This window comes from Klebsiella sp. Q11, assembly GCF_964241505.1.
Lineage (GTDB): Bacteria > Pseudomonadota > Gammaproteobacteria > Enterobacterales > Enterobacteriaceae > Klebsiella > Klebsiella michiganensis.
In genome coordinates, this window is record NZ_CAXSXW010000026.1 from 17216 (window position 1) to 26176 (window position 8961).

11 protein-coding genes are annotated in these 8961 nt (G+C 52.4%); 6 read left to right on the top strand and 5 right to left on the bottom strand.

Translation table 11 applies throughout. The annotated features are described in order from the left end of the window. Positions 1-50: 50 nt before the first annotated feature. From trkA to def, 4 genes are read right to left on the bottom strand one after another with little or no spacing between them, the layout of a single operon-like run. Positions 51-1427: a Trk system potassium transporter TrkA gene (trkA, locus tag ACESQ2_RS27680; protein ID WP_004125888.1), complete on the bottom strand. Its 1377-nt coding sequence runs from the start codon at positions 1425-1427 to the stop codon at positions 51-53. A 21-nt stretch (positions 1428-1448) separates the two neighbouring features. Continuing rightward, a complete protein-coding gene (gene rsmB, locus ACESQ2_RS27685) occupies positions 1449-2738 on the bottom strand; it encodes a 16S rRNA (cytosine(967)-C(5))-methyltransferase RsmB (protein WP_345911749.1) in 1290 nt (429 codons plus the stop codon). A gap of 52 nt (positions 2739-2790) precedes the next feature. Further along, positions 2791-3738: a methionyl-tRNA formyltransferase gene (fmt, locus tag ACESQ2_RS27690; RefSeq protein ID WP_046878555.1), complete on the bottom strand. Its 948-nt coding sequence runs from the start codon at positions 3736-3738 to the stop codon at positions 2791-2793. Positions 3739-3752: 14 nt separating this feature from the next. Beyond that, entirely contained in the window at positions 3753-4262 is a 510-nt protein-coding gene (def, locus tag ACESQ2_RS27695) for a peptide deformylase (protein WP_004854751.1), read from the bottom strand. 129 nt (positions 4263-4391) lie between these two features. Between def and dprA the strand changes: the two genes are divergently transcribed. From dprA to ACESQ2_RS27725, 6 genes are read left to right on the top strand one after another with little or no spacing between them, the layout of a single operon-like run. Further along, the gene (dprA, locus tag ACESQ2_RS27700; protein ID WP_009653922.1) at positions 4392-5516 is read left to right on the top strand and encodes a DNA-protecting protein DprA; all 1125 of its coding nucleotides are present in this window, start codon (positions 4392-4394) and stop codon (positions 5514-5516) included. Then, positions 5488-5961, top strand: coding sequence for a DUF494 family protein Smg (gene smg, locus ACESQ2_RS27705; protein ID WP_014227030.1), 474 nt, complete (start codon positions 5488-5490; stop codon positions 5959-5961). The genes dprA and smg overlap by 29 nt, the downstream gene beginning before the upstream one ends. Positions 5962-5988: 27 nt before the next feature. Next, on the top strand, positions 5989-6531 hold the full coding sequence (locus ACESQ2_RS27710; RefSeq protein ID WP_014227029.1) for a type I DNA topoisomerase: 543 nt from the start codon (positions 5989-5991) through the stop codon (positions 6529-6531). A 4-nt stretch (positions 6532-6535) separates the two neighbouring features. Beyond that, the gene (tsaC, locus tag ACESQ2_RS27715; protein ID WP_004854739.1) at positions 6536-7108 is read left to right on the top strand and encodes an L-threonylcarbamoyladenylate synthase type 1 TsaC; all 573 of its coding nucleotides are present in this window, start codon (positions 6536-6538) and stop codon (positions 7106-7108) included. A gap of 3 nt (positions 7109-7111) precedes the next feature. Continuing rightward, entirely contained in the window at positions 7112-7930 is an 819-nt protein-coding gene (gene aroE, locus ACESQ2_RS27720) for a shikimate dehydrogenase (RefSeq protein WP_014227028.1), read from the top strand. Then, complete coding sequence (locus tag ACESQ2_RS27725) at positions 7927-8184, top strand: DUF1488 domain-containing protein (protein ID WP_014227027.1); 258 nt, start codon at positions 7927-7929, stop codon at positions 8182-8184. The genes aroE and ACESQ2_RS27725 overlap by 4 nt, the downstream gene beginning before the upstream one ends. Here ACESQ2_RS27725 and ACESQ2_RS27730 read toward each other — a convergent pair. Then, on the bottom strand, positions 8160-8714 hold the full coding sequence (locus ACESQ2_RS27730) for a gamma carbonic anhydrase family protein (protein ID WP_014839658.1): 555 nt from the start codon (positions 8712-8714) through the stop codon (positions 8160-8162). The genes ACESQ2_RS27725 and ACESQ2_RS27730 overlap by 25 nt on opposite strands. Positions 8715-8961: the final 247 nt, after the last annotated feature.

Here is an 8961-nt window from a genome sequence, read left to right on the forward strand (position 1 = left end):
CCTTTGATATACAAGGGATAAAAGAAAGGCGTCTTGTCGACGCCTGCGAACTACAAAAAGAAAGGACTTGGTTGGAATAGTCTTTCGACGTCAGAGATGAATTTTTTGTCAGTCAGGAACATAACGACATGATCCCCTTGCTCAATGCGCAGATTGTTATTCGCTATCATGACATCATTACCGCGTACAACGGCGCCAATAATTGTTCCGGGGGGAAGCTTAATCTCATCAATAGCGCGTCCAACCACCCGCGAAGTACTTTCATCTCCGTGCGCGACAGCTTCAATAGCCTCTGCGACACCGCGGCGTAGGGAGGAAACGCCGACAATATCGGCTTTACGCACATGGCTGAGCAACGCAGAGATGGTTGCCTGCTGCGGTGATATTGCAATGTCGATCACGCTCCCCTGAACAAGATCGACGTAGGCACGGCGCTGGATCAGCACCATCACCTTTTTGGCTCCCATGCGCTTTGCGAGCATGGCAGACATAATATTGGCTTCGTCATCGTTGGTGACGGCAATGAAAAGATCGACTTGATCGATATGTTCCTCAGCCAGCAATTCTTGATCTGAAGCATCGCCGTAGAAGACGATCGTATTTTGCAGCTTTTCCGCAAGCTCTGCGGCACGCTGCTGATTACGTTCAATCAGTTTGACGCTGTAATCTTTCTCCAGCTTATGAGCGAGTCCGGCGCCAATGTTTCCGCCACCAACCAGCATGATGCGCTTATACGGCTTTTCGAGGCGCTGAAGTTCGCTCATGACGGCGCGAATATGCTGCGAAGCGGCGATGAAAAACACTTCATCACCGGCTTCAACAATGGTTGAACCTTGTGGCCTGATGGGGCGATCGTGGCGGAAGATAGCGGCTACGCGTGTGTCAATATGCGGCATATGTTCGCGCATAGTTGAAAGTGCGTTTCCCACTAAAGGACCGCCATAATAGGCTTTAACGACTGCCAGGCTTACTTTTCCCTCGGCAAAATTGACAACCTGCAGCGCGCCAGGATATTCAATCAGGCGGTGAATGCTGTCAATGACCAGTTGCTCTGGCGCGATGAGGTGGTCAATAGGAACCGCTTCTGAGTGGAAAAGCTTATCGGCATCACGCACATAATCCGGGGAGCGGATGCGAGCAATACGATTTGGGGTATTAAACAGCGAATAGGCGACCTGGCAGGCCACCATATTCGTTTCATCTGAGCTGGTCACTGCAACCAGCATGTCGGCGTCATCCGCACCCGCCTCACGCAGCACGCGTGGATGCGAGCCGTGGCCCTGAACCACTCTGAGATCAAATTTGTCCTGAAGACTGCGAAGGCGGTCGCCATTCGTGTCTACCAGCGTAATATCGTTGTTCTCTCCGACAAGATTTTCTGCCAGAGTTCCGCCGACCTGCCCTGCGCCCAATATGATAATTTTCATCAGTCGCGACTCGTTATCTCATTACTTTTTGATTAGCTTAGCGTAAAAGAAGCCGTCACCTTCTTCAGCACCTGGCAAATTTTGCTGGCCCGGCAAATCTGCGCTGCCGGTTTCGCTGAGAACCGCATCCGCAGTACGCTGCAGGAAGGCTTTAATTTGCTGGCTGTTCTCTTCCGGCAATACCGAACACGTTGCGTAAACCAGAGTCCCGCCGGTTTTCAAATGCGGCCATACGGCATCCAGAATTTCAGACTGCAGCTGGGCCAGTTCCGCGATATCACGATCCCGGCGCAGCCACTTGATATCCGGATGACGGCGAATGACGCCGGTGGCGGAACAGGGGGCGTCCAGCAGAATACGATCGAATTGCTGATCTTCACACCATTGGGCTGGATAACGGCCATCACCTTGTTTAACGGTGGCCTTCATGCCCAGACGCTTCAGGTTGTCATAGACGCGGGAGAGTCGCTGCTCATCAACATCGACGGCCAGCACCTGTGCTTCGGGCGCCGCTTCGAGAATATGCGTGGTTTTACCCCCCGGTGCCGCGCACAGATCCAGAATTTGCTCGCCGTTTTTTGGATCAAGAAGTGTGATGCAGCCCTGAGCGGAGGCATCCTGAACCGTAACCCAACCCTCTTCAAACCCCGGCAATGCGTGGACCGGCACCGGTGTTTCCATGCGCACAGCGTCAGGGTAAGCAGGATGAGTAAAACCTTTCATTCCCGCCTCTTCCAGCAGTGCCAGCCAGCTATCGCGCGGATGGTGGACACGGTTTACGCGCAACCACATTGGCGGGCGCTGGTTGTTCGCTTCCACGATCGCTTCCCACTGTGCTGGATAGGCTTTCTGCAGACGTTTCAACAACCAGGACGGATGTAAAAAGCGAATTTCGCTACGAGAAAACTCAGATAACAGTTCTTCCTGCTGGCGCTGAAACTGGCGCAATACGCCGTTAATCAACCCTTTGAGCTGCGGGCGCTTAATCGCTACTGCGCCTTCAACCGTTTCCGCCAATGCAGCATGAGGAGGAATCCGTGTGTACAGCAGTTGGTAAATGCCCACCATAATGAGGTAGTGCACAACACGCTGCTTACCCGTCATCGGCCGGGACATGAGCTTGCCGACCAGCCAATCTAACTGGGAAAGGGTACGTAGCACGCCAAAGCAGAGTTCCTGAAGCAGCGCTTTGTCTTTATCGGATACTTTTTGTTGCAGCGGGGGCAGAACGTTGCTCAGGGATTGCCCTTGTTCGAGAACCTGTTCAACGGCCTGCGCTGCCAGGCTGCGTAAATTGAGTTGTTTTTTCATAAGCACAAAATAAAAATGCCCGGCAACACCGGGCGTATATAAGAAGGGCGCGTCAGACCAGACGGTTGCCAGGAGCGAACCATTCCCGCCGCGAGTTTAATAGATCCTGAGCACTCATTGCTTTTTTCCCGGCAGGCTGTAGCGAGAGTAAATTCAGCACGCCGTCGCTGGTCGCCACCTGAATCCCCTGTTTTGTCGCTTCAATGATGGTCCCCGGTTCGGCTGTTGTGGCCACATCGATAACCGACGCCTGCCAGACTTTTACCGGCTGGCCATCAATTTCTATCCAGCTCATTGGCCACGGGTTAAAGGCGCGAATGCAGCGTTCTAACTGAACGGCTGGAAGAGACCAGTCGATACGCGCTTCTTCTTTGCTGAGTTTTTGCGCATGGGTAACCAGCGCTTCATCCTGTACAACCGGTTTCGCGATACCTGCAGCAAGCTGCTTGAGGGTTTCGATCAGCCCCTGCGGCCCCAGGTTAGCCAGCTTGTCGTACAGCGTTCCGCTGGTGTCTTCGGCCGTGATTGGGCACGCAAGTTTATAGAGCATATCACCCGTATCGAGACCGACATCCATCTGCATGATGGTGACACCGGTCTCGGTATCGCCAGCCCACAGCGAACGCTGAATGGGCGCCGCGCCGCGCCAGCGCGGAAGCAACGAACCGTGAACGTTAATGCAGCCCAGGCGCGGCATATCCAGCACGGCTTTTGGTAGAAGGAGCCCATAGGCTACGACGACCATGACGTCTGCACGCAGATCGGAGACGAGCTGCTGATTTTCCTGCGGACGTAGTGAAGCTGGCTGGAATACCGGTATGCCTTTTTCCTCAGCAAGAACTTTCACCGGGCTGGGCATGAGTTTTTTACCACGACCTGCCGGACGGTCCGGTTGGGTGAAGACGCCAACAACGTTGTGTCCAGAGGAGAGCAGCGCGTCGAGATGACGTGCTGCAAAGTCAGGGGTGCCGGCAAAAATAATACGTAGTGAGTCTGACACGTTTATTCTCGTCCTTAAGCTCGAGCATTCAGACGGTCAAGTTTCTCAACTTTTTGACGAATGCGTTGTTGCTTGAGCGGTGACAGGTAATCGATGAACAGCTTACCGACGAGGTGATCCATCTCGTGCTGAATGCAGATGGCCAGCAGACCGTCGGCTTCAAGCTCAAAAGGTTTGCCTTCGCGATCGAGCGCGCGGATTTTCACTTTTTCTGCACGCGGCACTAAAGCACGCTGTTCAGGAATAGAGAGGCAGCCCTCTTCAATGCCTGTTTCTCCGCTTTTTTCCAGCAGCTCAGGGTTAATTAATACCAGCTGCTCTTCACGATTTTCTGATACATCAATAACAATAATACGCTGGTGAATATCCACCTGCGTTGCGGCCAGACCGATACCTTCTTCAGCATACATCGTCTCGAACATATCATCGACGATACGCTGAATTTCTGCATTTACTTCTTCTACCGGCTTTGCGACTTTGCGAAGGCGCTCGTCCGGAATATGTAACACTTGCAAAACTGACATAGTTATCCAGAGTTGTGTTCAGGAGTTGGAAAGATTATTACCTCTATTCTAGACAAAACCCCCTGCAATTGACAGTCTCGCTGTCCAATCGCAAAGATTGTTAAAGTCGCTTGTGGCAGGGGGATAGGGATGACGCCCAGGGAAATTTGGTTACGTTTGATGAGAGTGAGCAGCCTGTATGGCGAGAGTGCTATCAGTGCCGCCCGTCAGCTATGTTCATCTGCGACGTTAGGTCGAGAAGATTTGCGAGCCTGTGGCTTGAGTCTGGCGCAATCGAAGCATTTCCTCAGCGTTAACCAATGCGAGATAGATGCCACGCTGCAATGGCTGGAGCGACCAAATTGCTATCTACTGACTGCCGAAGATCCGCTTTACCCACCCCAGCTGCGGGCGATTGTCGACTTTCCTTGCGCTCTTTTAGTATGTGGAGACCCTGCGCTACTGAGCAGCCGGCAGCTGTCCGTCATTGGGAGCCGGGCGCATTCATGGTATGGCGCTCGTTGGGGGAAACTCTTTAGCGAAGCTTTAGCACGTTATGGTATTACGATCACGAGCGGCCTGGCCCTTGGCATTGATGGAATTGCTCATCGTGGTGCGCTGGAAGGGAAAGGTAAAACGGTTGCTGTTTTAGGGAATGGCTTAAGAGAGATCTATCCTCGCCGTCATCAGGCGCTAGCGGAGCAGATTACAAACAGCTGCGGCGCCATCATTTCGGAGTTTCCGCTGTTTACCCCGCCCCTGCCGGGCAACTTTCCTCGCCGTAACCGGATTATCAGCGGGCTAAGTGCCGGCGTGTTGGTTATTGAGGCGGCCCTGAAAAGCGGCTCATTAGTGACGGTTCGTTATGCTCTGGAGCAGGGAAGGGATGTGTTTGCCCTGCCAGGGCCGATTGGCAGCCCGGGTTCAGAAGGTCCCCACTGGCTTATCAAGCAGGGCGCGATTCCCGTGACAGCCCCGGAAGACATCGTCGAATACTGGCGGGATGAGCTGCCATATGTTCTTCCTGAACCAGATGACGCAAATAATTGCGGTAATCGGCCTTCTGTAGCATTGCCATTTCCAGAGCTCCTGGCTAACGTAGGAGATGAGGTAACACCTGTTGACGTTGTCGCTGAACGTGCCGGCCAATCTGTGCCAGTAACCGTAGCCCAGCTACTAGAACTGGAGTTAGCAGGCTGGATCGCAGCTGTACCCGGCGGCTATGTCCGATTAAGGAGGGCAAGCCATGTTCGACGTACTGATGTATCTGTTTGAAACTTACATCCATAACGAAGCAGAAATGCGCGTGGATCAGGACAAGCTGACTCGGGATCTGACCGATGCCGGTTTTGAACGAGAAGATATCTATAACGCCCTGATGTGGCTGGAGAAACTGGCTGATTACCAGGAGGGGCTTGTTGCGCCAATGCAGCTTGCTTCTGACCCACTCTCGTTACGAGTCTACACCGACGACGAGTGCCAGCGTCTTGATGCAAGCTGCCGGGGATTCTTATTATTCCTTGAGCAAATTCAGGTGTTGAACCTCGAAACACGGGAAATGGTGATTGAGCGTGTACTGGCGCTGGATACGGCAGAGTTCGATCTGGAAGATCTCAAATGGGTGATCCTGATGGTGCTGTTCAATATTCCCGGTTGCGAAAATGCCTACCAGCAAATGGAAGAATTACTCTTTGAAGTAAATGAAGGTATGCTGCACTAACTTTTTTGCTGCGACATTAGAATTGTTATGACCAAAACAGCGCTGTTCTCGGTGCGTAAAAACGAACCCTGCCCGCAGTGTGGGGCTGAACTGGTAATACGCTCCGGGAAACACGGGCCTTTTCTCGGCTGCTCGCATTATCCTGACTGTGACTATGTCCGGCCCCTGAAAAATCAGGCGGACGGACATATTGTCAAAGTTCTGGAGGGGCAAACGTGCCCGTCTTGCGGCGCAGTGCTGGTACTACGCCAGGGGCGTTTTGGTATGTTTATCGGTTGTAGCAGCTATCCAGATTGCGAACATACTGAACTTATCGATAAGCCGGATGAAACCGCAATTGCCTGCCCACAGTGCGGGCAAGGGCATTTGGTTCAGCGCCGCTCACGTTTTGGAAAAAACTTCCATTCCTGCGATCGTTACCCCGATTGCCAGTTCGTCATAAACTTCAGGCCAGTGGCGGGCGAGTGTCCAGAGTGTCATTACCCGTTGCTAATCGAAAAGAAAACGGCGCAGGGCGTTAAACGCTTCTGTGCCAGCAAACAATGTGGAAAGCCGATACCGGCGGAATAAATCTGTGAATAATAACCTGCCCTCAGAAGCCATCGTACGTGCTGTGGCGCTTCTGAATAATGAACATGTCATCGCCTATCCAACAGAAGCCGTTTTTGGCGTCGGTTGCGATCCCGATAGCGAAAAGGCCGTCATGAGCCTGCTTGCACTTAAACAGCGTCCCGTTGAAAAGGGGCTGATCCTGATTGCGGCGAACTTCGAGCAACTCAAACCCTATATTGACGATACGCAACTTAGCGATGAGCAGCTGGAGACGATTTTTTCTTGCTGGCCAGGGCCTGTGACATTTGTCTTCCCCGCTTGCGCTTCAACGCCGCGTTGGTTGACGGGGCGCTTCAATTCACTGGCTGTGCGAGTCACGGATCATCCGCTGGTGGTCGAACTGTGTAATGCTTACGGAAAACCGCTGGTTTCAACCAGCGCAAATTTGTCTGGCCAGCCTCCTTGCCGCACGACGGCAGAAGTTTATGCGCAGTTTGGCGCTGATTTCCCGGTCGTTGACGGGGCTACGGGAGGGCGTCAAAACCCATCTGAAATACGTGATGCCTTGACGGGCGAACTCTTCCGCCAGGGGTAACTCATGGAAACTTATGCCGTCTTCGGACACCCTATTGCCCATAGCAAGTCGCCATCTATTCATCGGCTTTTTGCTCAGCAGTTGCAAATTACGCATCCCTATGGCCGTATCCTGGCTCCGCTCGATGATTTCGTTACGACTCTCGATACCTTCTTTAATGAAGGCGGTAAGGGAGCGAACGTCACCGTGCCTTTTAAAGAAGAGGCCTTCGCGCGAGCAGATGAGCTAACCGAACGCGCAGCGCTGGCCGGTGCGGTCAATACGCTTAAACGGTTGGAGGATGGCCGCCTGCTGGGGGACAATACCGATGGTATTGGACTACTGAGCGATCTGGAACGGCTGGGTTTTATTAAACCAGGATTCCGGGTATTGCTTATTGGCGCAGGTGGGGCTTCACGCGGCGTTTTGCTTCCTCTCCTGTCGCTGGATTGTGCCGTGACTATTGTTAATCGTACCTATTCTCGCGCCCATGAACTGGCTACGCTTTTTGCTCATACCGGCAGCGTCCGCGCTTTGGATATAGAAGCATTAGGCGGTCAGGAATTTGATCTCATTATTAATGCGACATCCAGCGGTATTGACGGCGGTGTTCCCGCGATCCCTGTTACCTTAATAAATCCCCATGTCTGTTGTTATGACATGTTTTACCAGAAAGGTAGTACGCCATTTTTATCCTTATGCCAGCAACACGGTGCGACAAAATGCGCTGATGGGTTGGGAATGCTGGTGGCGCAGGCTGCTCATGCGGTGCTGTTGTGGCACGGCGTTCTGCCAGAAATTACGCCAGTCATTGCGGCTTTGCAGAAGGAACTGAATGCATGAACCAGGCAATTCAGTTTCCAGACAGAGAGGTATGGGATGAAGCGCGTCAATGTATCGCTTTTCCTGCATTAGTTAACGGCATGCAGCTTACCTGCGCCTTAACGCTAACGGTGCTCAAGAAGCGTTTTGGCGGTGAAGAGCCGGCGCAATGGCTGGCCGCTTTTCGTGAACATCGCTGGGATCTGGAAGATGAAGCCCAGGATCTCATTCTCGACCAGCAAGAAGATGCTCAAGGTTGGATCTGGTTTTCCTGAGCCAGGTAATCACCTTTCCACTTTACATAGTTGTTCGCTGAATATTGTAGCCCGGCAATTTCCGCCTCTGTCAGGGGGCGTATCTGTTTTACCGGGTTACCAAAGTAAAGATAGCCACTCTTGAGACGTTTGTTCTGAGGCACCAGACTGCCAGCCCCAATCATTATATCGTCTTCAACAATCACGCCATCCAACAAAATCGAACCCATACCGACCAGGACCCGGTTACCAATAGTGCAGCCGTGTAGCATCACCTTATGACCGACGGTAACATCATCGCCAATGATAAGTGGATTGCCGTGTGGATTAGATGAAGACTTATGCGTGACATGTAAGACGCTGCCGTCCTGAATGTTAGTGCGGGCGCCTATTTCCACATAGTTCACATCACCGCGAATGGCGACCAGAGGCCAGATACTGACATCGTCAGCGATTCTGACATCGCCGATCACCACGCTGCTGCTGTCGATCATCACGCGTAGGCCCGTTTTAGGGAATAAATCTTTATAACGACGCAAGCTGGTGGTCATGGTTACCTCAATAAAAGAAGGGAGTGCAGAGACTTTGGTTGCTTTTCTGGCCGTCTGCAACCCCTTATTGTGGTAAAAATTGAGCGGATTGAGCAAGAACGCCGCGAAGCGGCTGAAAAAACATCATTTGGAAAAAAAGATCGAAAAAAGGCTTGTGCAAAAAAATGGGATCCCTATAATGCGCTCCCACTGACACGGCAGATGTGAATCACTTCACAAACAACCGGGTCGGTTGAAGAGAAAAAAT

What these genes read in the sequence shown, in the direction of transcription:
- trkA (WP_004125888.1), bottom strand. Translation starts at nt 1,427, where the DNA reads ATGAAAATTATCATATTGGGCGCAGGGCAGGTCGGCGGAACTCTGGCA.
- rsmB (WP_345911749.1), bottom strand. Translation starts at nt 2,738, where the DNA reads ATGAAAAAACAACTCAATTTACGCAGCCTGGCAGCGCAGGCCGTTGAA.
- def (WP_004854751.1), bottom strand. Translation starts at nt 4,262, where the DNA reads ATGTCAGTTTTGCAAGTGTTACATATTCCGGACGAGCGCCTTCGCAAA.
- dprA (WP_009653922.1), top strand. Translation starts at nt 4,392, where the DNA reads ATGACGCCCAGGGAAATTTGGTTACGTTTGATGAGAGTGAGCAGCCTG.
- smg (WP_014227030.1), top strand. Translation starts at nt 5,488, where the DNA reads ATGTTCGACGTACTGATGTATCTGTTTGAAACTTACATCCATAACGAA.
- ACESQ2_RS27710 (WP_014227029.1), top strand. Translation starts at nt 5,989, where the DNA reads ATGACCAAAACAGCGCTGTTCTCGGTGCGTAAAAACGAACCCTGCCCG.
- aroE (WP_014227028.1), top strand. Translation starts at nt 7,112, where the DNA reads ATGGAAACTTATGCCGTCTTCGGACACCCTATTGCCCATAGCAAGTCG.
- ACESQ2_RS27725 (WP_014227027.1), top strand. Translation starts at nt 7,927, where the DNA reads ATGAACCAGGCAATTCAGTTTCCAGACAGAGAGGTATGGGATGAAGCG.
- ACESQ2_RS27730 (WP_014839658.1), bottom strand. Translation starts at nt 8,714, where the DNA reads ATGACCACCAGCTTGCGTCGTTATAAAGATTTATTCCCTAAAACGGGC.